Origin of the sequence: Lentzea pudingi (genome assembly GCF_014646255.1) — a bacterium.
Classification (GTDB): domain Bacteria; phylum Actinomycetota; class Actinomycetes; order Mycobacteriales; family Pseudonocardiaceae; genus Lentzea; species Lentzea pudingi.
Genome location: NZ_BMNC01000003.1, coordinates 112,611 through 134,127, shown reverse-complemented (window position 1 = coordinate 134,127; position 21,517 = coordinate 112,611). Strand labels below are relative to the sequence as shown.

Sequence of the window (21,517 nt, the reverse complement as noted above, 5' to 3'; positions counted from 1 at the left end):
CGTCAGGCGAGGTCCTCGGCCTGCAACTCGGCCCGCGACGACACCCCGAGCTTGCGCAGCACCCGTGCCGCGTGCTGCTCGACGGTCCGCGGCGACAGGAACAGCACGTCCGCGATCTTGCGGTTGGTGTGCCCGGCGACGAGAAGCCGGGCGACCTCCTGCTCGCGGGGTGACAGCTCGTCGCCGTACCCGCGCCGGCCGCGCCGCGACGGTTTGCCGCCGCCGATGCCGCGCAGCTGGTGCCGGCACCGGGCCGCGTCCCGGGTGGCGCCCAGGCCGTCGAACGTGTCCACCAGGGCCGACAGGATCTCGGCCGCCTTCTCCTGGTCCGACGGCAGCAGGCAGGCGGCCTCGCGTTCGGCGACCAGCGCGGCGTAGTAGGGCGCGGGCAGTGCCGTGTAGCGGTCAGCGGCTTCGCGGAACAGCGACACGGCGGCGTCGAGCCGGCCGCGCGCCTCGGCCAGCAGACCGCGGCACCACGCCAGCGCGGCGAACGCCATCGGCGCGTCCCTGCCCTCGATCCCGGCGGCGAACTCCAGGATCAACGACTCGGCGTCGGTCTCCCGCCCGGCCGCCAGGAACGTGGCCACGGCGACCGGGCCCAGTTCGGTCGCCCACACCCACACGCCCTTCGCCCGGACGATCGCGAGACCCCGGTCGACGTCGACGCAGGCACGGGTGATCTCGTCCTGCTCGAGCATGGTCCTGGCGAGGGCCGCGCAGCCCGCGACGGCGACCGGGATGATCGACTCCTCGGGGGCGAACGCGCCGGTCTCGGTGAGGTGGTCGGTCGCCTCCGCCCACTCGCCGCGCGCCGTCGCCAGCGAGCCCAGGACCAGGCAGAGCTCGCTGGCCAGCGGGAACAGGTCGCGGTACTCGTCGAGCAGGGTCTGCGCGCGCACGGCCAGGCCCTCCCAGTCACCGCGCAGCCAGTCGAGGCGGGCCCTCGTCGCGTGCGCGGTGCTCGCGGTGAACGGGGCACCGCACTCGGCGGCAAACCGCAGGCCGTCGCGCAGCATGTCGGCGCACAGGCCGAAGTGGCCGGTCGTGGTCAGGGCGTCGGCGAGGTTGCAGTGGGCGCGGGCGAGCTGGCGCAGTTCACCGGACGTCGTCGCGGGCGGGCACTCCCACTCGGCCAGCACCGACGGGTCGCCTGTGTGCATCTTCGACCCGACCTCGTTGGCGTACAGCGCCAGCTTCTGCTCGAGGTCGGTCTCGGCCGCGCGAGCCCGGCTGATGCGGTCGAGCCAGGGCTGGACCTCGCTCATCGGGGTCATGCCCAGGTAGGACAGGCCGAGCACGGCCTCACCACGTGCCGCCAGATCGGGGCGTTCGGTCAGGTCGGCGACGGCCCGTTCGAGCTCGGAGCGGGCCTCCTCGATGCCGCCGGCCTGGCGGATCAGCAGCACGCCCCGGTAGTGCCGGACCTGTCCGCGCGCGGACGTCGACAGGCGCCGGTCCGACAGCAGGCGTTCCAGCGCCTCGGTCGGGTCGAGCTGGTCGAGGCCCTGGTGGGCGATCTGGCCGAGCTTGATCGCGAGCCGGTCCACGTCGGCGGCGGGCACGGCCGCGTCGAGCAGCAGTCGTTGCAGCAGGGCGGTGGCGGTGCCCGCGTCGCCGTTCTCGACGGCCCGGTCCGCGGCGGCCTCGCCGTAGCGCAGCCACGCGGACGTGCGCCCAGCCCGTTCGCTGTGTTCGGCGAGCTGGACGAGCGGTCGCGGTTCGACCTGGTCGAGCACCTCGACGGCGCGGTGGTGCAGTTCCTGCCGGTCGGGACCACTGAGAGTGTCGTAGACGGCCTGCTGGGCCAACGCGTGCCGGAAGCCGTACCGCCGTGCGTCGACCTCGTGCAGAACATGCCCACTCAGCGCATGCGTCAACGCCGCGCGGCTCTCGCTGATCTGGGCCACCTCGCCGAGCAGTTCGGCGGACGCGGGCGCGCCCAGCACGGCGGCGGCCTGGACCAGTCTCGTCGCCGCCTCGGGCAACGCGGCGAGGCGTTCGGCGATGGCGTCGCGCAAGAGCACCGGGACGTCCACGTTGTCGAGCAACCGGCGGGCGGTGGCGCCGTCCGCGTGCACGGCGCCGGCGGGATTTCGCAACGCCCGCAAGGTCTCCTCGACCACGAACGGGATGCCCGCCGTGCGTTCGTGCAGCTTGGCCGCGAACTCCGCCGACACCGGTTCGCCGTCGAGGATCCCGGACGTCAGCGCCCGCACCTCGGCCACGTCGAGCGGTTCGAGCTCGAGCAACGCGCTGGTGATGCCCGTGGGCGGCCGGTACGCCGAGCCCAGCGGCACGCCGCCCGGCACGTCCTCGCGCCGGTACGTGACCACGATGGACAGGTTGGCCGGCGGATCGCCCATCAGGAACCGCAGCAGCTGCCGGGATCCGTCGTCGGCCCAGTGCAGGTCCTCCACGACCAGCAGCACTGGTCCGAGCACGCCCAGCAGTTCGCGCAGAGCCCGGAACAGCCGATGGCGGTCGGCGCGCGGATCGCCGGTCGAGGGCAGCGGCGCGGGCAGGTACCCGGCCAGCTCCGGCAGCAGCGCGCCGAGCGCACCCGACACCGGGCTCAGCCGCGAGTGGTTGCGCGCCAAGCGATCCGTGCAGTCGCGCAACGCCTCCAGCACCGCGCCGTACGGGAACGGCTCCCCCACCGGCTGGCAGTGGCCCATGAGGACGGAGATGGGCCCCAGGTCGGCGTCGAGGAGCTCCCGCACCAGGCGTGACTTCCCGACGCCCGCCTCGCCCTCGATCATGATCACCGCGGGGTGGCTCGGCACGGCGGCTCGCAGCGCGCCGAGCTGGTCACCTCGCCCCACCAGCACCGGCGAGCTGGTGCGCATCAGTCCGCTGGGGTCGCAGCGCCGCGCCCTGGACTTCGGTGTCCGGCTCATCCGCACCGATCGTAGGTGAAAGACGGGTATCCCTACGTAGAGATATCCGGATTGTTCGCCGTTGCGGGCCGACCGATGGTGATCGGCACGTGGTCGCCCACCCCTGCCGAGGCGGCCGAGAACGGAGAACCAGAGATGCGACTCGATCGCACAACACGCGTGCTCGCGGCGGCCGGTATCGGTCTGGCCGTCGCGGCGGCGGTGAGCAACCCGGTTGCCGCCCAGACGGGTTCGAGCCAGACGGGGTCGGTCCAGAAGACCGACAGGCCCGTCGCGGGCAGCTACATCGTCGTGTTCAAGGACGGCGCGAGCGACGCTCCCACCACCAACGCGAAGGCGCTCGACCTCGCCCGCAAGCACGGCGGCAAGGTCAGCAACACCTACGTCGCGTCGGTCCGCGGCTTCGCCGTGAAGCTCGACGAGGCGGCGGCGAAGCGCCTGGCCGCCGACCCCGCCGTGGCCTACGTGCAGCAGGACGGCTGGGCGAGCATGTCGGACACCCAGACGAACCCGACCTGGGGGCTCGACCGGATCGACCAGGCGAACCTGCCCGTCGACGCGAAGTACACCTACCCGAACACCGCGCCGAACGTGACCGCGTACGTCCTCGACACCGGGATCTACAAGCAGCACACCGAGTTCGAGGGCCGGGCCAAGGACGGCTACGACTTCATCGACAACGACGCCGACGCGTCGGACTGCCAGGGCCACGGCACGCACGTCGCCGGCACGGTCGGCTCCAAGACGTACGGCGTGGCGAAGAAGGTCAACCTGGTCGCGGTCCGCGTGCTCGACTGCTCCGGCAACGGCCAGTACTCGCAGATCATCAAGGGCATCGACTGGGTCGCGCAGAACGCGAGGAAGCCGGCCGTGGCGAACATGAGCCTCGGCGGCGGCGCGGACTCCACTGTGGACAACGCGGTGAAGCGCGCGATCGCGGCGGGCGTGACGTTCGGCCTGGCGGCCGGCAACAACAACGGCAACGCCTGCAACACCTCCCCCGCCCGCGTGCCGGAGGGCATCACGGTGGCCGCCAGCGACTCGGCCGACAAGCGCTCGATCTACACCGGCGGGCAGGCCTCGAACTGGGGCTCCTGCGTCGACCTCTTCGGGCCCGGCTCGAACATCACGTCGACCAAGAACGGCGGCGGCACGACGTCCATGGGCGGCACCTCGATGGCCACCCCGCACGTCGTCGGTGCCGCCGCGCTGTACGTGTCCGCGAACCCGTCCGCCACCCCTGCCCAGGTTCGCGACGCGCTGGTGAACAACGCCACGACCGGCAAGATCACCGACCTGCAAGGGTCGCCGAACAAGCTGCTCAACATCAGCTTCATCGGCGGCGGTGACCCCGACCCCGAGCCGTGTGCCGCGGCCACCAACGGCGACGACGTGTCCATTCCGGACACCGGCACCGCCGTGTCCTCGTCCGTCAGCGTGACCGACTGCACGGGCAAGGCCTCGACCGCCACCAAGGTGAAGGTGGACATCAACCACCCGTACACCGCTGACCTGGCCATCGACCTGGTCGGTCCGTCCGGCGCCACCTACAGCCTCAAGAAGGCCAAGGGCGCGACCTCGTCCGCCGGTGTGCACGAGACCTTCACGGTCGACGCCTCCGCGGAGAACCGCAACGGCACGTGGAAGTTGCAGGTGACCGACGTCTGGACCTACGACGCCGGGAACATCGACACCTGGACCCTGACGTTCTGACGAGCACCGGAAGGACTTCCCATGCACCGCACCACCTGCGGGCTCGCCGTACTCGCCCTCGCCTCGGCTGTGCTGGTCACCCCGGCACAGGCCGCTGAGGCCGACTTCGTCAAGGCCAAGAACCCCGCGGCCGGCGGCAGTTTCATCGTGTCGTTGAAGCCCGGCGCCGCCATCCAGGCGTCGTCCCAGGCACTCACGCAACGCTACGGCGGCAACATCGACGCCGTGTTCTCCCACGCCATGCGCGGTTTCCAGGTCAAGAACCTGACCGAGGCCGCGGCGCGGAAGCTGGCGGCCGACCCGGCCGTCAAGGCCGTCTACCAGGACGGCACCGCGCGAGCGCTCGACGTGCAGACCAACCCGACGTGGGGTCTTGACCGCGTCGACCAGGCGAACCTGCCGCTGGACAAGAAGTTCACCTATCCCAGCAGTGGCGCGTCGAACGTGACGGTCTACATCACCGACACCGGCGTGAAGACGAACATCGCCGACTTCGAGGGTCGCGCGTCCGTGGGCGCCGACTTCATCGAGGACGGCCAGAACGGGCAGGACTGCTCCGGCCACGGCACGCACGTGGCCGGCACGGTCGGCTCGAAGACCTGGGGCGTGGCCAAGAAGGCCAAGCTGGTCTCGGTCCGCATGCTCGGCGCCAGTTGTGGCACCAGCGGCCCTGACTCGGCCGGTGTCAAGGCCATCGAGTGGATCACGGCGAACGCGCAGAAGCCGGCCGTGGTCAACGCCTCGTGGACCTTCGACACCGCCGACATCGGCAACGACGCCGTCGCGGGCATGATCGCCTCCGGCGTGCAGATGGCGGCCGCGTCGGGCAACAGCTCGACGAACGCCTGCTCCACCGGCCCCGCCAAGATCGCCTCACTGATCACGGTGAACGCGACCTCGTCCAACGACGCCCGTGCCTCGTTCTCGAACTACGGCAACTGCACGGACATCTTCGCGCCGGGTGACAACATCACCTCGCTCGGACTGAACGGCGTCAGCACCAACATGTCCGGCACGTCCATGGCCACCCCGCACGTCGCGGGGGTCGCGGCCCTGTACCTGTCGGCCAACCCGTCCGCGAGCCCCCAGGCCCTGCGCGACGCGCTGGTGAACAACGCCACCGACGGCAAGGTCACCAACCCGGGCTCCGGTTCGCCGAACAAGCTGCTGTACAGCGGTTTCATCGGCGGCGACCCCAACCCGCCGCAGTGCGGTCCCGGCACGAACGGCGACGACGTGTCCATTCCGGACACGAACACCGCTGTGTCGTCGTCGGTGACGATCTCGGGCTGCGCCGGCAACTCCACGGCCTCGGCGTCCGTCAAGGTCGACATCAACCACACCTACACCGGCGACCTGGCGATCGACCTCGTCAGCCCGTCCGGCAAGTCCTACGTGCTGAAGAAGTCGGGCGGCGCCTCGTCCTCGGCGGGGGTCCACGAGACCTACACCGTCGACCTGTCTTCCGAAGCTCGTAACGGCACCTGGAAGCTCCAGGTCAAGGACGTCTACACCTACGACACCGGCAACATCGACACCTGGACCCTGACGGTCTAGAGGTCCCGCACCACGCGAAGAGCCCCGGAGCCGACTGGCTCCGGGGCTCTTCCCCTGCTCCCCCAACGGGGTCTGCTACCTGGTGACGGTCAGCGTGAACGTCGTCGTGCCGGTCTTCCCGTCGGCCGAGGTGGCCTTGATCGTGATCGGGTAGGTGCCGGGCGGGGTGGAGAAGTTGGTGAAGATCCAGACGTTGCTGCTGCCGTTCTGGCCGATCGTGGCCGGGTTGAACGACATCTGCGCGCCGGCCGGAACACCGGACGCGGTGAGCGCCAGGTTCCCGGTGCCGCCACTGGCCTTCACCAGGGTCTGGCCGAGCATCCCCTGCTTCACCGTCGCAGACGACGGCGTCGCGGTCACGGTGACCTCACCGGTCGGCGGCTCACTGCCTTCCACCGTCAGCGAGACCGTGGTGGTGGCGGTCTTGCCGCCCGCGTCGGTGCCGGTGACCGTGATGCCGGAGGTCCCGGCGGTCGCGGTGGTGGAGACGTCCAGCGTCAGCTTGGCCGAACTGCCCGCGCTGATCGACGTCGGCTGGAAGGTCGCCTTCACGCCGCTCGGCACACCCGACGCCGACAGGGTGATCGTCTGGCCGTCACCGTTCGACGAGATCGTCGTGGAGGCGTACTTCCCCTTGGCCGCCTTGACACTGCTCGGTGAGGCGCCCAGCGTGAAGTCGCCCGGCTGCGGGTCGCCCCCACCGGTGACGGTCAGCGAGTACTTGCCGGACGCCGTCTTGCCGCTCGGCGTCGTGCCGGTGACCGAGACCTCGTAGGTGCCGTTCGGTGCCGAGGCGCTGACGTCGAACGTGACCTTGGCCGAGCCGCCGGTGGTGACCGACGTCGGCTGGAAGACCGCCTTCACACCGCTGGGCAGGCCAGAGGCCGAGAGCGTGGCGTTCTCCGCGCCACCTGAGCCCGCCGTGGTGGTGATGCCGGCGGAGATCGTCTTGCCCGCCGCCACCGAACCGCTGCCCGGCGCGACGGTGAGCCCGAAGTCACCGACCGGGGGCTGCTCGCCGACCTCGGTCTTGACCCAGTCGCCCATCTCGTTGTCGAGGCGGCCGTAGATCGAGTACCACTTGAAGTCCGACCGGCTCCACGACGCGACGCCGTAGATCTTGCCGTCGAAGATCAGCGGGCCGCCGCTGTCACCGGGCAGGATCGAGATCCGGCCGTCGGAGTACCCGGCGCAGATCATGGTCGCCGACTTGAAGCCCGCGCCGACGCCCTGGCAGACGCTGTCACCGTTCACGACCGGCAGGCTCGCCTTGTCGAGGGTGACGTCGGCGGAGTTGTCGTTGAAGTCCTTCTTGCCGTAGCCGAAGCCGAGGCCGGTCTTGCCCGGCGCCGCGCCACCCGCGTCCGCGGAGGTCGCGAACTTCGGGTAGGCGGCACCGCCCTTGAGCGCGATGTCGCGGTCCACGGTCACGACGGCGACGTCGAAGCCCTGGTCGAAGTTGACGTACTTCGGGTGCTTCTTGTAGCTGACGACGTTCACGGCGAACCCGGTGCCGTTGCCGTTGTTGTAGTCCTTGAGGTCGTCGAGCCCGTAGACGAACTTCTTCTCCCCCTGGGCGTCCGCGCAGTGCGCCGCGATCAGGATCTTGCGCGGCGCCACGACCGTGCCGGTGCAGGTCTGGCCCTGCGGCCGGGTGCCACCGGCGCGGATGCCGGCGACGATGCCGGGGAACTCGCTCACGGTGGCGTTCTGCCCGCCGACGAACATGGGCGAGGCGTCACCGAGGTTGGCGGGGACGGTGTCCCCCAGGTAGTTGGCCGCAGGGGCGTTCGGCGGTGCGGCGTTCGCGATGCTGACGGGCGCCAGCACCGTGGCCGCGACCAGGGCCAGCAGGCCCCAGGACCGTGGTGTTCTCGTCACGTTGGTTCCTCTCCGGATCTCGGAACGGACCACCTCAGGGCAGGGACGGGGGCCGTTCACTGCGATCACTGTCGGAGCAGGACACGTGCGGAACAATCAGGGTCCGCATCCGTAGGGGTACGGAACTTTCGCTACCTATGCTCGGCGGAAGATCGTGATGGAGTGGCCGACGATGTCGATCGGCGCGCTCGTGTCGATCAGTTCCCGCAGCGCGTCGTCGGCCTTCGCGATGGCCGTGTTGGACACGACGAGCAGCCCGTGCACCTGGTCCGAGGCGACCTCGCGCGGGTCGGCCGCGCGGATGCCGTAGTGCTCGGGTACCCCGGAGCCCTTGTAGACGAGCCACTTCCGTTCGCCGGGGTAGCGCTTGAGCCGTTCGGCGAGCCTGCCGAGGTCCTGACCCCAGTCGGCGTTCGAGTCGTGCAGGTGCAGGTGGGTCTTGGACGGGCCGCCGAACACCTCGTTGGAGTACGGCAGGTAGAACGGGAACGTCCACAGTGAACTGGCGGCGACCAGCGCGACCGCGATCGCCGCGTAACGCCGGTGGGCGACCATCGCGGCGGCCACCGCGAGGAACATCGGCACGAAGATCGCGTACCGGACGCCCAGGTCGCGGTTGCCGGTCATCGCGAACAGCAGCAGTGCGGCGGCGGGGGCGAGGACGTACGCGGCCGCCGGGCGTCTGATCATCGCGACGGCTCCGGCCGCCCAGAGCAGCAGGGCGCCCACCGGTGTCTTCACCAGCAACGCCGCCGGCAGGTAGTACCAGTGCGACCCCTCGTAGTGCGTGCCGAAGAGGTAGCCGCCCCAGACGCGGTGCTCGAACCCCAGCTGGACGCGCAGCCCGTCGAGGTAGGGCTCGGGGAACGGCAGCAACCAGACCGGTGCTCCCGGCAGGCCGGGCGGGGTTTCCCAGCGCAGCAACGGATCCACCGCGAGGTACGACGCCCACACCACGGCGATCGCGATCAGCACCAGGGCGAGCGCGGCCTTGACCCGTGCCTGCCAGAGGACCAGGAACAGCAGCACCGGGACCGCGGCCAGGGTGTTCGTCTTCGTCGCCAGCGCCGCGCCGAGCGCGAGTCCGGCGAGGGGCAGGTAGAGCGCGGGATCGGCGCGTGCCCGCCACAGCAGCCAGGCCGACGTGAGCAGGAACCCGGCCGCCGGAACGTCCAGCGTGGCCAATGATCCGTGGGCGATGACGTCCGGCGAGAACGCGTAGAGGGCCAGCGCGACGAGCCCGCCCGACCGGTTCGTGACGTCCGCGGCGAACAGGAGGACGACCAGCCCGAACAGCAGCGTGAGCACGATCATCGGAAGTCTGGCCGCGAGCAGCAACGCGCCGGGGTCGTTGCCCGACTCGTAGAGCAGGTGCCGGCCCAGTTCGGTCTGGTCTCCCCGGAAGCCCGGGTCGAGGCGCGCATCGGCGAACGCGAGGCCGGTCGCCATGATCAGCTTGCCCAGCGGCGGGTGTTCCGGGTTGTAGCGCAGGCTGCGCTGCTCCAGGTAGACGACCGTGGCGCCGATGTAGACCGGCTCGTCGACGGTCGGTGTCTGCCCGACCGCCGTGGTGATCATCGCGATCGCCATCTGGGCCAGCAGCACGGCGGCGGCCAGCACGAACAGCCATCGCCGCGGTGCACGCGCCCGCTCTGGCGGCAGGGGCACCTCGACAGGGCGCTGGACGGTGGCGAGCGACAAGTCCGCTCGGTCCTTTCAGGGGGTGGGACAAGCCCGACACTTCCCGAAACGGGGCGTCCGCCGGTTTGGTTGCTCGGTGATTCCGCTACAGATTGTTGCGGAAAACCCTGTCGGATTTCAGCTACACCTTGTAGCTTTACTGGCCCCCGGACGAGGGAGACCAGCCGTGACCACACCCCGCTCCACCCGGCCCGCGATGGCGGTCCTGGCCGCCCTGGCCGTCACGATCGGCGCGCTCGAAAGCATCCCGTTCCCCGCACTGCCCCTGCTGCAACGCGAGCTCGGCCTCGACCCGGCCCAGGCCGGGCTGCTGTCCACCACGCTGATCATCACGTCGGCGATCACCATGCCGATCGTCGCGAAGATCGCCGACGACCGCGGCGGGCGCCGGACCCTGCTCGTGCTGACCTGGTGCATCGTCGCCGGGGCCGTGCTGTCGGCGTTCGCGGCGTCGTTCCCGGTGATCCTGCTGGGACAGTTCCTGCAGGGCCTCGGTGGTGGTGTGCTGCCGGTGGCGTTCGTCCTGGCGCGGCAGCTCTTCCGCGACTCGACACCGGTGGCGGTCGGTGTGCTCACCGGCCTGTTCACCGTCGGCAGCGGTCTGGGCGTGCTCATCGCCGGGCCGCTCGCGGACGCGCTGTCGCGCCAGTGGATGTTCCTGCTGCCCGCGCTGGTCGTCGCCGCCGTGGCGATCGTGGCGCCGTCCGCGCTGCCTGACCCTCTCACCGTCCGACGCACCCGGCTGGACTGGCCGGGCGGAGTGCTGCTGGCGTTGTCCCTCGCCACGCTGATGCTGGCTGTCTTCCTTGCGCCGCAGGGTCTTCTCGCCGCGGCGGTGCTGCTCGTGGTGGCGCTCGCGTTCGGTGCCGGGTGGGTGGTGGTCGAACGGCGGGCCGCACATCCGATGGTCGACCTCGGCATCCTGCGCACGCGCGGGGTGTGGACGGCGAGCATCACGGCCGGAGCGCTCGGGGCGAGCTACTCGGCGTCGTACTTCCTGGTGCCACAACTGCTTTCCGGCTTCGGTGCCACCGCCAGCGAGATCAGCCTGCACCTCTTCCCCACGGTGCTGGTCGCCGTCGTGGTCGGCCCGTTGTCCGGGGTGCTCGTGCGGCGTCTCGGGACGCGCGCCGTGCTGGTGGCGGGGCTCGCGCTCACCGCCGCCGGGACGTTGTTCGTGGCCGCGTGGCACGACGAGCCGTGGCAGATCGCGGCGGGGATGCTGGTGACGCTCGGGCTCGGTGTCGGGACCGCGTCCACCGCCACCTACACCACCGTGATCGCCTCAGTCGGCGAGCAGGACACCGGCGTGGCCTCGGCGGCGTGCGGGATCGCCAGGGCGATCGGTGCGGCGCTGGGGGTCCAGGTCGTGGCGGCGTTGCTCGTGACGGGGGGCTCGTTCCGGCTCGGCTTCGTGCTCGCCGCGGTCGTCGTGCTGCTACCTCTCGCACTGCAGCGGAAAAACCGTTTCAGCGAAGCGGTTCCACAGGGCTAGCCTGCTCGGATGCCGTTGGGAGACTTGGACAAGATCGCCGCGGACACCGGTTTCTCCGGCGTGGTCCAGATCGACCGCGCCGGGGAGATCGAGTTCGCGAAGGCCTACGGGCTCGCCAACCGGGCGTACGGCGTGCCCAACACCGTGGACACGAGGTTCGGCATCGCCAGCGGCGGCAAGGGGTTCACCGCGCTGACCGTGCTGTCCCTGATCCGCGAGGGGAGACTGGCGCTCGACACCACCGCCCGTTCGCTGCTCGGCGACGACCTGCCGTTGATCGCCGACGACGTGACGGTCGAGCACCTGCTCACGCACACGTCCGGCATCGGTGACTACCTCGACGAGGAAGGCGACTGGGAGGCGAACGACTACGTGATCGGCGCGGTGCACGTGCTGACCACGACCGAGGCCTTCCTGCCGTTGCTGGACGGGATTCCCACGAAGTTCAAGGCCGGCGAACGGTTCGGGTACTGCAACGGCGGCTACGTGGTGCTCGCACTGCTCGCCGAACGGGCCAGTGGCGAGGGCTACCACGACCTCGTCCGCTCGAGGGTGCTCGGCCCGGCGGGCCTGAGCAGGACCGGCTTCCTGCGTTCCGACGAACTGCCCGCCGACGCGGCCGTGGGCTACCTGGAGGGCCTCGACCGCTCCAACGTCTTCCACCTGCCGGTGCTCGCGACCGGTGACGGCGGCATCCACACCACCGCGGGTGACATGTCGAAGTTCTGGCGCGCGCTGTTCGCCGGACCCGACGCCGAGGTGGTGACGAGACCGCGCCACCACGTCCCCGAGGAGTCGTTGCGCTACGGGCTCGGGTTCTGGCTGCACGAGACCAGCGACACCGTGATCCTCGCCGGGTACGACGCCGGGGCGTCGTTCAAGTCCACTCACGACCCGCACACCGGCACCACCACCACCGTCCTGTCGAACACCTCCCCCGGCGCCTGGCCGATCGCGCGTGCGCTCATGTGACTGTTCTAAACGGGTGAGCGATGCGAACATGTGTTCGTGAGCACCCCGATCCTGCACGCCGACCTGGACGCGTTCTACGCGTCGGTCGAGCAACGGGACGCCCCCGAACTGCGGGGCCGCCCGGTGATCGTGGGCGGCGGCGTCGTGCTGGCCGCGAGTTACGAGGCCAAGGCGTTCGGCGTGCGCACGGCGATGGGCGGCGCGACGGCACGCCGGCTGTGCCCGCACGCGATCGTGGTGCCGCCGCGGATGTCGGCCTACTCCGCCGCGAGCAAGGCCGTGTTCGAGGTGTTCCGCGACACGACGCCGCTGGTCGAGGGCCTGTCGATCGACGAGGCGTTCCTCGACGTCGGCGGCCTGCACCGGATCGCGGGGCCGCCGGAGGTGATCGCCGCACGCCTGCGGGCGGACGTGCTGGCACAGGTCGGCCTGCCGATCACGGTCGGGGTGGCGCGGACGAAGTTCCTGGCCAAGGTCGCGAGCGGGGTCGCGAAGCCGGACGGGCTGCTCGTCGTTCCGGCGGACCACGAACTCGCGTTCCTGCACCCGCTGCCCGTCGAACGGCTGTGGGGTGTCGGCGAGGTGACGGCGGCCAAGCTGCACGCCCTGGGTCTGCGCACGGTCGGCGAGGTCGCCGCGCTCGGCGAGATGGCCCTGGTGTCGATGATCGGCAGGGCCGCGGGCCGGCACCTGCACGCGCTGGCGCACAACCACGACCCGCGTCCGGTCCACACGGGACGGCGACGCCGTTCGATCGGCTCGCAGCGCGCACTGGGCCGCCGGGAACGCACCCGCGACGACCTGGACGCCGTCCTCGCGTCGCTGATCGACGGCATCTCACGCCGGCTGCGCACGGCCGAGCGCGCGTGCCGGACCGTGGTGCTGCGTCTGAGGTTCGCCGATTTCACGCGCGCGACCAGGTCGCACACGTTCAGGAATCCCACCACGGAGACCGAGGTGCTGCTGGCGGCGGCGCGAGAACTGCTCGGCGGTGCGATGCCGATGATCGAGAGCCGGGGCATCACGTTGCTGGGCGTGTCGCTCACCAACCTCCAGGACGACGCGCCGATGCAGTTGCCGCTGCCGTTCGAGGAGCGGAAACCGGCCGCCCTGGACGCCGCGCTCGACCACGTGCGCGACCGCTTCGGGTCGAAGTCGGTGACGCGGGCAGCGCTGCTCGGCCGTGATCCGGGCATCTCCGTGCCGTTGCTGCCGGATTAGCTGAACCACGCGCCGTGGAGTGAGCGGCAGGCGACCGATCACTCCACAGTGGACAGCGTGACGGAGCTAGACGAGGCGCACGGACAGGGCCTGCGGCCCCTTCTGCCCTTCACCGATCTCGAACTCGACGGGCTGGTTGTCGGGTATGCCGTGGAAGCCGTACCCCTGCACCTCGGACTGGTGCACGAAGAGGTCAGGCCCACCGCCCTGCGGGGCGATGAAGCCGAAGCCCTTGCTGCCGTTGAACCACTTGACGGTTCCTCGATTCACCTGCGGGCTCCTTCGGCGGCGAGAGCGGTGGACACCGGCAGGTTCGCCAGGCCGAGCATGGACAACAGGTCGAGGCAGTCGCCTGCGTCGCGGGAGCGTTCCGCGACCCTCCTGGCGGCCTGGCGCTGCTGGTGGAGCTCGGAGATCTCGGCTGCCAGCCTCGCCTGCGCGAAGTCCTGGGCCGCGTGACGCGACTTGTCGAACCGGGGAGAGGAAGGAGGTGACGCTTGGAATTCCGGCTGCAAGCCGGTGCTCCGTTCTCCGGCCGGAGACACCGGACCGGACGGGATCGAGGACCGCGGCGGCTGGTTGCCGTCAACTGGTGCCCCAACCCGTCCCACAGTAGCCCACCGGGCGGGGGCGGGAGGCAGGCGCGCCGCGTAGGGTCGGCCCATGCCCGAAGACGAAGGTGGACCAGCGCTCGCGCCCACGCTGTCCGAATGGCTCATGGCACGTGAGGAGACCGCTCGCCACCTCGCCACGGGTGCCGCGCGCATCGTCGACGAGGCGTGGGTCCAGCGGCTCGCCGACCTGCTCGCCACCGAGAGGTCGTGGCAGGAGCAGTACACCGAGCTCGTCGCGCTCGGCAGCGCGGACGGCCGGTTCCCGCCCTCGAACCGCTGAAAGACCGGTTCGTCAACTTCTTGCGTGATCCTGTAGACATCTTGCACTCTGGAGTCGGGTCGCCGACAAAGGAGTTCGCGATGTCCCTGTCACGCCGAACACTGCTCAGCACCGCTCTCGCCGCACCCGCCCTGGGGCTCCTGCCCGCCCCGGCGCACGCGGCCAGCCCTCCCGGCGACGTCGTCGGCAAGATCACCGTCGGGTACCAGGGCTGGTTCGCCTGCCGTGACGACAGCTCCCCCATCAACGGCTGGTGGCACTGGAACAACGACTGGAGTCAGCCGCCCGCGCCGCCGACCAGCTCCATCGTCGCGTGGCCGGACGTCCGGGACTACGCGCGTACGTACCGAACCGCGTTCGCCGACCTCGGTGACGGGCGGCCGGCGACGCTCTTCTCCAACTACGACCGCCAGACCGTCGACGTCCACTTCCAGTGGATGCGCGAACACAACATCGACACGGCGGCGTTGCAGCGCTTCAACCCGACCGGCGGCGAGGGCCCGATCCGGGACGCGGTGACTGCGCACGTGCGGCCTGCGGCCGAGGCCACCGGGCGCAAGTTCTACATCATGTACGACGTCACGAACTGGAGGAACATGCAGTCGGAGATCAAGACCGACTGGCTGGACAAGATGTCCGCGTACACGTCGTCGCCCGCCTACGCGCGGCAGAACGGCAAGCCCGTCGTCTGCGTCTGGGGCTTCGGCTTCAACGACCCCGGCCGGCCCTTCACACCGGCGGCCTGCCAGGACGTCGTCGACTGGTTCAAGGCACGCGGGTGTTACGTGATCGGCGGCGTCCCGACGCACTGGCGCCTGGAGATCGAGGACTCGCGGCAGGGGTTCGGCGCCGTCTACCGCAGCTTCGACATGCTCTCGCCGTGGATGGTCGGCCGGATCGGCACCCCGGCGGACACGGATCGCTTCCACACCAACGTGAACTCGCCGGACCAGGCCGAGTGCGACGCTCGCGGGATCGACTACCAGCCGTGCGTGCTGCCGGGCGACGTCGGCTCGCGGCAACGGTTGCACGGCGACTTCATGTGGCGGCAGTTCTACAACATGGTCCGCCTCGGCGCGCAGGGCATCTACATCTCGATGTTCGACGAGTTCAACGAGGGCAACCAGATCTGCAAGACCGCCGAGACGCTGGCGGACGTGCCCGCCGGCTCCGGTTACCTCGCGCTGGACGAGGACGGCACGCGCTGCTCCGCCGACTACTACATGAGGCTGACCGGCGACGGCGGCCGGATGCTCAAGGGGCAGATCGCGCTGACCGCGGTCCGGCCCACCCAGCCGTGGATCGGCGGACCGCCCACCCCGGACGCCGACCTGGCCGCCGGGCGCCCGACGACGCGGAGCTCGCAGACCCAGCACTACGGCAGCGGGTTCGCCGTCGACACCGATCCGCACTCCTACTGGGAGAGCGCGAACAACGCCTTCCCGCAGTGGATCCAGGTCGACCTCGGCACCGCCGCCGCCCCGGAGCGGGCCGTGCTCGCGCTCCCACCGAATCCCGCCTGGGGACGGCGCACCCAGACCGTGACGATCGAGGGCAGTGCCGACGGCCAGTCGTTCAGCCCGCTCGTCCCGTCTGCGGGCTACGTGTTCGACCCCGCGACCGGGAACTCCGCCACGGCCACGCTGCCCGGCACGCAGGTCCGGTACGTCAGGCTGACGTTCACCGGGAACACGGGCTGGCCTGCGGCCCAGCTCGCGGCGTTGAAGCTCCACGCCTGATCGAGGACCGCTTTCTCGCCGGATGGGCGCTGTACAACTAGAACGTGTTCTAGGTACTCTGCAGCACATGATCGCCACAGTGGTGTGGGGCACCGGCAACGTCGGCCGGGCCGCCATTCGCGCCGTCGATGCCCATCCGGCGCTGAAACTGACGGCCGTGGTCGTCCACAACCCCGAGAAGGCCGGCCGTGACGCGGGCGATCTCGCCGGAATCGATCAGAACCTCGGAGTCGAGGCCACCAACGACATCGACGCGGTGCTCGCCACGAGCCCGCGCGCCGTCGTGTACGCCGCGTCGGGTGACATCAGGCCGGACGACGCGCTGGCCGACATCACCAGGGCGATCCGCGCGGGCGCGATCGTCGTCACGCCGTCGCTCTACGCGCTGTACGACCCGAAGAGCGCGCCGCCGGAACTTCGAGAACCGGTTCTATCCGCCATCAAGGAGGGCGGCGGATCGCTGTTCGTGTCCGGCGTCGACCCGGGCTGGGGCAACGACGTGCTGCCGTTGCTGGTCAGCGGACTGGGCCACACCGTCGACGCGGTGCGCTGCCAGGAGATCTTCGACTACTCCACCTACGACCAGCCCGACGCGGTGCGGTGGCTGATCGGGTTCGGGCAGCCGCTCGACTACCAGGCGCCGATGCTGATGCCGACGGTGCCGACCATGGTGTGGGGCGGGCAGATCCGGCTGATGGCACGGGCGTTCGGCGTGGAGCTGGACGAGATCCGCGAGACCGTCGACCGGCGTGCGCTCGACGAGACCGTGACGACGCGGACCATGGGCGAGTTCGAGAAGGGCACGCAGGGCGCGATCCGGTTCGAGGTGCAGGGCATCGTCGGCGGGGAGCCGCTCATCGTCATCGAGCACGTGACGCGCATCCACGCCTCGTGCGCGACGGACTGGCCGATGCCCCCGTCCGGCGACGGCACGCACAAGGTGATCATCGAGGGCCGGCCGCGCATCGAGGTCTCGGTCGAGTCCGCCGACGAGGGCGAGAACCGGTCCGCGGGAGGCAACGCGACCGCCGTCGGCCGGATCGTGAACGCCATCGACTGGCTCGCGCAGGCCGAGCCCGGACTCTACGACGCGCTCGACGTCCCGCTGCGGCACGCGGCCGGCAAGCTCGGAAGGGGCAGGCCATGAACATCGACATCCCCGAGGGCAAGGACCCCATCGGGTACGTGTGGGGCGAGCTCGTGCCGGGCATCGGCGTGGCCGCCGCGAACCTCTCGCTGTCGGTCTACCAGCACACCACGCTGGGGCTGCGCGAGTTCGAGGCGGCACGCCTGCGGATCGCGCAGATCAACGGGTGCATGTTCTGCCTGGAGTGGCGGACCGACCGCGAGGGCGAGAAGGTCGAGGACGACTTCATCCACGCGGTGACCCAGTGGCGCACCACCGACGCCTTCGACGACCGGGCGAGGCTGGCCGCGGAGTACGCCGAGCGGTACGCACTGGACCACCACGGTCTCGACGACGAGTTCTGGTCCCGCATGACCGCGCACTACAGCCAGACCGAGATCGTCGAGCTCACGATGAGCATCGGGGCCTGGCTCGTGTTCGGCAGGCTGAACCGGGTGTTCGGCCTCGACGCGATGTGCGTGCTCCCGAAGATCTGAGCGGTCCGGGAAGGACTGTCAGAGATCGGTAGCGATGATCTTCTCGATGTTCCTCTCGGCCAGCGCCGTGATCGTGACGAACGGGTTCACCACGGTGCTGCCGGGGATCAACGACCCGTCCATGACGTACAGGCCCGGATAGCCGTGCAGGCGGCCGTGGTTGTCGGTGGCCCTGTTGAGGATCGCGCCGCCGAGCGGGTGGTACGTGAGGTGGTCGCCCCAGATCTTGTAGACGCCGAAGAGGTCGGTCCGGTAGATCGTCCCCTCCTTCGAGTTGATCTTGTCGAAGATCGTCTTCGCGGCGTTGATCGAGACGTTCTTCCACGCCGTCTGCCAGCTCAGGTCGACCTTGCCCGCGGCGGCGTTCCAGGTGAACTGGGCGCGGTTCGGGGTCTTCGTGATCGAGAGGTAGAACGACGCGTAGGTTTCGATCCCGGTCGGCAGCGGAGCGACCTCGGCGAAGGCGCCGCCCGCCGCCCAGTTGTCGATGCCCAGGGTCGGGATCGACGACTGCAGCTTGCCGGTCGGGTCCCACATGTGGTTGGCGCGACCGCACATCACGTTGCCGTTGTCGCCCCAGCCCTTGCCGACCTCGCCGTTCAGGTTCGGCAGCGCGCCCGTGGCCTTGAGCTTGACCAGGAGCTTGCTCGTGCCGACGCTGCCCGCCGCGAAGAACACCTTCGCCGCGGTGACCTCCTTGACGGCGATCGGGTCACCGTTGGTGTTGAGCTGCTCGATGGTGACCTTGTAGCCGCCCGTCGCGGGCCGGACGTCGACGACCCGGTGCAGCGGTGAGATGGTGACGCGACCGGTCGCCCGGACCTTGCTCAGATAGGTCTTCTGCAACGACTTCTTGCCGTAGTTGTTGCCGTAGAGGATCTCCCCCACCAACGCCGACTTCGGTACCGTCCCCGCCGCCTCCTGCTCCATGTAGTTCCAGTCGTACACGGTGGGCACGAAGACGTACGGGAAGTTCGACCGCTGGGCGTGCTTCCGGCCGACCCGCGCGTACTGGTAGGCCTCGGTCGTGTCGAACCAGGCGGGCCTGATCATGTTGACGCCGAGTTCCGCGTTGGCACGCGGGTAGAAGGTGTTGTACATCTCGTCGGCGTTCACCGTCGGGAGGATCTCGCCGAAGTTCTCCCGTTTCGGCGTCACGGCCATGCCGCCGTTGACGAGAGAACCGCCGCCGACTCCGCGTCCCTGGTAGACGGTGATGCCGGCGAAGTCCTCGGCGTCGAGGATGCCGGTGTAGCGCGGGATCGCCTTGTCGATCGGGAAACCCAGGAAGTTGCTCAGCGGCTGTTTCGTCTTGGTCCGCAGCCAGAACGACCGCTGGTCCGGCGTCGTGGTGTTGGCGAAGATCTTCCCGTCCGCGCCGGGGGTGTCCCACGCCATGCCCATCTCGACCATGTGGACGTCGACGCCCGCCTGAGCGAGCCGCAGGGCCGCCACGCTTCCGCCGTACCCGGTGCCGATCACCAGGGCGGGAACGACCGCCGCGTCCGAGATCGAAGCCGCCGCCCGTGCCACCGGAGCGACGCCTCCCAGGGCGACAGCCCCAAGAATAGAACCTGTTCCAGCAATGAACGAACGTCGTGAAGGACCCTCGAAACCGTTGTCACACGTCATTGTGTGGGTCATGTGATCTTCCTCACTGTGAGCGCATGAGAACAAGTTATACCGGCGGTTGTAGATCAAGTCACTACCTGGTAGTACCGGTTCCCTCGGGGAGCGCAGCGCTGGTGACGAGGTCGGAGCCGGTGTCCGGGGCGCGCGCGGACAACCCGGACGGCCCAGCGCGAGCACACGATCCGGGAATGTTCGGGCACGGATGGTTGCCCGACAATCGAGCGATGCCCTCGGTATCTGGTGGTGGTGGTGGTGGTGAGGACGCGAGACCGAGCGTCCTCGTGGTGGGAGCGGGGATCTCCGGCCTGGCGGCGGCACGCGCGCTGCACGAGCTCGGCCACCCCGTGACCGTCTTGGAGGCGAGGGACCGCGCCGGTGGCCGGATCTGGACCGACGAGCACGGGGTCGACCTGGGCGCGCACTGGATCCACGGCACGGACGGCAACCCCGTCACCGAACTGGTGGAGGACCTGGGGATCCCGTACAGCTACGTGGGCGGGGACAGCGCCTACACCGGCGGGTTCGACAGCCTCGACCTGTTCGGAGCGGACCGGCGCGCGGTGAACCACCGCTACAAGAGCCGGACGGTGGAACTGGCCGACGAGGTCCTGCACGAACTGGAACACCGCGCCGACGTGGCGCGCAAGGGAGACCACCCGGACGTCCCGCTGGGTCAGGCGATGATGGAGGTCCTCGCCGCACGCGGACTGTCCCCGGAGGACGAACAGGCCGTCCGGTACCACCTGAACGTGATCCTGCGCGAGGACGCGGCGGAGGACCCGGACAAGCTCTCCCTGAAGCACTGGGAGGACGGCTACCTCGTCTACGGCTACGGCGACAGCACGTTGCACCAGGGCTACCAGTCCGTTGTGGACGCTCTGGCCGAAGGGCTCGACATCCGGCTCGGCCACGTGGTCTCGCGCGTCGAGGCCGGCCGTGTCACCACGGACCGGGGAGTGTTCGAGGCGGACAAGGTGCTCGTCACGCTGCCGCTCGGGGTGCTGAAGGCGGGCGCGGTCGAGTTCGTGCCGCCGCTACCGGCGGCCAAGCGGTCCGCGATCGCCCGGCTCGGCTTCGGCACGCTCAACAAGATCGCCCTGCACTACGCCGAGCCGTTCTGGCCGCGCGACCAGTACGTGTTCGGGTACCTCTGCCGCGACACCGATCGCTACCCGACCGTCGTGATCAGCATGTGGAAGTCGCACGGCAAACCGGTCCTGGTGATGCTGCTCGGCGCCTCACTCGGCCGTGAGATGGAGACCTGGTCCCCGGACACCGTCTCGGCGTACGCGGCGGAGGTCGTCCAGGACCTCTTCGGCGAAGACGCGCCCGCGCCGGAAAGCGTCTCGCGCACCACGTGGTCGTCGGACCCGTACGCGCTGGGCTCGTACACCTGCATCGGCGTCGGCTCGTCGTCCAAGGACATCGCGACGCTCGCCGAACCGGTGGGCGACGGCCTGTTCTTCGCCGGCGAGGGCACGAACCCGTACCACTGGGGCTGTGTGCACAGCGCCTACGAGTCCGGCCGCCGCGAGGCCGCGCGGGTCAGCGGCCAGGCCGGCCTCTACACCCCGCCGAGCGCCGGGAAGTCCCGCGCCCAGTCGCGCAACACCGACCGGATGCTGCGGTTCGTGCGGATGCGGATGAACCACATCACCGAACGCGAGCTGACCGACCGGGTGGCGTGCCTGCGCGAGAGCGTCGACCCCCACGGCGTGCGGTTGTTCGGTGCGCTCGCGGACGCCGAACTGGAGACGCTCGCGTCGATGTTCGACGAGATCCCTTACACGGCGGGCGACATGCTGTTCCGGGAGGACGACGAGGCGCACGGCGTGTTCCTGGTCGCCTCGGGTCGGGTCGAGGTCGACTTCGGCGGGATCTACGCGCGGTCGGTGCTCGGCCGCGGCGGGCTGCTCGGCCACTACGACCTGTTCTTCAAGGCCCGCACCACTTCGGCGACCGCGCTGACGGACGACGTGGTGGTGTTCTACCTGGACCACTACCGCTACCAGAGCTTCCTGTACGCCTTCCCCGACGTGATGATGCTGATGCTCGCGGACCTCGTGACGCGGTGGGAGCGGCTGGAGACCGCGCTCGGGCCCGCGACCCTGCCGAAATTGGGTGGAATCGTGCCGCCCCAGGCCGTTACGTTCCTGCCCGACTGAGTCGTCGAGGCTGGGACGTGCCGT

General features: G+C 69.9%; 16 protein-coding genes. 10 read left to right on the top strand and 6 right to left on the bottom strand.

The annotated features are described in order from the left end of the window. Positions 1 to 2: 2 nt before the first annotated feature. Positions 3 to 2,900, bottom strand: a complete 2,898-nt coding sequence (locus IEY88_RS11515; RefSeq protein WP_229693283.1) for an ATP-binding protein — start codon at positions 2,898 to 2,900, stop codon at positions 3 to 5. A gap of 135 nt (positions 2,901 to 3,035) precedes the next feature. Between IEY88_RS11515 and IEY88_RS11510 the strand changes: the two genes are divergently transcribed. Further along, positions 3,036 to 4,613: a S8 family peptidase gene (locus tag IEY88_RS11510; RefSeq protein ID WP_189154684.1), complete on the top strand. Its 1,578-nt coding sequence runs from the start codon at positions 3,036 to 3,038 to the stop codon at positions 4,611 to 4,613. A gap of 21 nt (positions 4,614 to 4,634) precedes the next feature. Further along, positions 4,635 to 6,170, top strand: coding sequence for a S8 family serine peptidase (locus IEY88_RS11505; RefSeq protein WP_189154683.1), 1,536 nt, complete (start codon positions 4,635 to 4,637; stop codon positions 6,168 to 6,170). A gap of 75 nt (positions 6,171 to 6,245) precedes the next feature. On the opposite strand, the gene IEY88_RS11500 is transcribed toward IEY88_RS11505, so the two are convergent. Both IEY88_RS11500 and IEY88_RS11495 read right to left on the bottom strand, forming a co-directional pair. Further along, positions 6,246 to 8,051 (bottom strand): trypsin-like serine protease, encoded by a 1,806-nt coding sequence (locus IEY88_RS11500; RefSeq protein ID WP_189154682.1) that lies wholly within the window; start codon positions 8,049 to 8,051, stop codon positions 6,246 to 6,248. A gap of 135 nt (positions 8,052 to 8,186) precedes the next feature. Then, positions 8,187 to 9,752 carry a phospholipid carrier-dependent glycosyltransferase gene (locus IEY88_RS11495; RefSeq protein ID WP_229693282.1) on the bottom strand — a complete coding sequence of 522 codons (1,566 nt, stop codon included), beginning with the start codon at positions 9,750 to 9,752 and terminating at the stop codon, positions 8,187 to 8,189. A gap of 166 nt (positions 9,753 to 9,918) precedes the next feature. On the opposite strand from IEY88_RS11495, the gene IEY88_RS11490 reads away from it, so the two are divergent. From IEY88_RS11490 to dinB, 3 genes are read left to right on the top strand one after another with little or no spacing between them, the layout of a single operon-like run. Further along, positions 9,919 to 11,247, top strand: a complete 1,329-nt coding sequence (locus IEY88_RS11490; RefSeq protein ID WP_189154681.1) for an MFS transporter — start codon at positions 9,919 to 9,921, stop codon at positions 11,245 to 11,247. Positions 11,248 to 11,256: 9 nt separating this feature from the next. Continuing rightward, complete coding sequence (locus IEY88_RS11485; protein ID WP_189154680.1) at positions 11,257 to 12,219, top strand: serine hydrolase domain-containing protein; 963 nt, start codon at positions 11,257 to 11,259, stop codon at positions 12,217 to 12,219. A 30-nt stretch (positions 12,220 to 12,249) separates the two neighbouring features. Beyond that, on the top strand, positions 12,250 to 13,440 hold the full coding sequence (dinB, locus tag IEY88_RS11480) for a DNA polymerase IV (RefSeq protein ID WP_189154679.1): 1,191 nt from the start codon (positions 12,250 to 12,252) through the stop codon (positions 13,438 to 13,440). Positions 13,441 to 13,506: 66 nt separating this feature from the next. Here the strand turns inward: dinB and IEY88_RS11475 are convergent, their stop codons facing one another. Both IEY88_RS11475 and IEY88_RS11470 read right to left on the bottom strand, forming a co-directional pair. Next, complete coding sequence (locus IEY88_RS11475) at positions 13,507 to 13,710, bottom strand: cold-shock protein (RefSeq protein ID WP_189154678.1); 204 nt, start codon at positions 13,708 to 13,710, stop codon at positions 13,507 to 13,509. Next, complete coding sequence (locus IEY88_RS11470) at positions 13,707 to 13,955, bottom strand: hypothetical protein (protein ID WP_189154677.1); 249 nt, start codon at positions 13,953 to 13,955, stop codon at positions 13,707 to 13,709. The genes IEY88_RS11475 and IEY88_RS11470 overlap by 4 nt, the downstream gene beginning before the upstream one ends. 148 nt (positions 13,956 to 14,103) lie before the next feature. On the opposite strand from IEY88_RS11470, the gene IEY88_RS11465 reads away from it, so the two are divergent. From IEY88_RS11465 to IEY88_RS11450, 4 genes are all read left to right on the top strand, one after another. Continuing rightward, entirely contained in the window at positions 14,104 to 14,334 is a 231-nt protein-coding gene (locus tag IEY88_RS11465; protein WP_189154676.1) for a hypothetical protein, read from the top strand. Between the two features lie 80 nt (positions 14,335 to 14,414). Next, complete coding sequence (locus tag IEY88_RS11460) at positions 14,415 to 16,073, top strand: glycoside hydrolase family 99 protein (protein ID WP_189154675.1); 1,659 nt, start codon at positions 14,415 to 14,417, stop codon at positions 16,071 to 16,073. Between the two features lie 67 nt (positions 16,074 to 16,140). Next, positions 16,141 to 17,220, top strand: a complete 1,080-nt coding sequence (locus IEY88_RS11455) for an NAD(P)H-dependent amine dehydrogenase family protein (RefSeq protein WP_189154674.1) — start codon at positions 16,141 to 16,143, stop codon at positions 17,218 to 17,220. Further along, the gene (locus tag IEY88_RS11450; RefSeq protein WP_189154673.1) at positions 17,217 to 17,696 is read left to right on the top strand and encodes a carboxymuconolactone decarboxylase family protein; all 480 of its coding nucleotides are present in this window, start codon (positions 17,217 to 17,219) and stop codon (positions 17,694 to 17,696) included. Before IEY88_RS11455 ends, IEY88_RS11450 begins: the two co-directional genes overlap by 4 nt. Positions 17,697 to 17,714: 18 nt before the next feature. Here the strand turns inward: IEY88_RS11450 and IEY88_RS11445 are convergent, their stop codons facing one another. Beyond that, positions 17,715 to 19,229 carry a GMC oxidoreductase gene (locus IEY88_RS11445; RefSeq protein ID WP_505744120.1) on the bottom strand — a complete coding sequence of 505 codons (1,515 nt, stop codon included), beginning with the start codon at positions 19,227 to 19,229 and terminating at the stop codon, positions 17,715 to 17,717. A gap of 323 nt (positions 19,230 to 19,552) precedes the next feature. Here IEY88_RS11445 and IEY88_RS11440 point away from each other — a divergent pair, with 323 nt between their 5' ends. Further along, on the top strand, positions 19,553 to 21,493 hold the full coding sequence (locus IEY88_RS11440) for an FAD-dependent oxidoreductase (RefSeq protein ID WP_189154671.1): 1,941 nt from the start codon (positions 19,553 to 19,555) through the stop codon (positions 21,491 to 21,493). The last annotated feature ends 24 nt before the right edge of the window (positions 21,494 to 21,517 follow it).

Coding starts and splice junctions, on each gene's coding strand:
- IEY88_RS11460 (WP_189154675.1), top strand. CDS start 14,415: ATGTCCCTGTCACGCCGAACACTGCTCAGCACCGCTCTCGCCGCACCC.
- IEY88_RS11515 (WP_229693283.1), bottom strand. CDS start 2,900: ATGAGCCGGACACCGAAGTCCAGGGCGCGGCGCTGCGACCCCAGCGGA.
- IEY88_RS11465 (WP_189154676.1), top strand. CDS start 14,104: ATGCCCGAAGACGAAGGTGGACCAGCGCTCGCGCCCACGCTGTCCGAA.
- IEY88_RS11455 (WP_189154674.1), top strand. CDS start 16,141: ATGATCGCCACAGTGGTGTGGGGCACCGGCAACGTCGGCCGGGCCGCC.
- IEY88_RS11505 (WP_189154683.1), top strand. CDS start 4,635: ATGCACCGCACCACCTGCGGGCTCGCCGTACTCGCCCTCGCCTCGGCT.
- IEY88_RS11510 (WP_189154684.1), top strand. CDS start 3,036: ATGCGACTCGATCGCACAACACGCGTGCTCGCGGCGGCCGGTATCGGT.
- IEY88_RS11450 (WP_189154673.1), top strand. CDS start 17,217: ATGAACATCGACATCCCCGAGGGCAAGGACCCCATCGGGTACGTGTGG.
- IEY88_RS11440 (WP_189154671.1), top strand. CDS start 19,553: ATGCCCTCGGTATCTGGTGGTGGTGGTGGTGGTGAGGACGCGAGACCG.
- IEY88_RS11485 (WP_189154680.1), top strand. CDS start 11,257: ATGCCGTTGGGAGACTTGGACAAGATCGCCGCGGACACCGGTTTCTCC.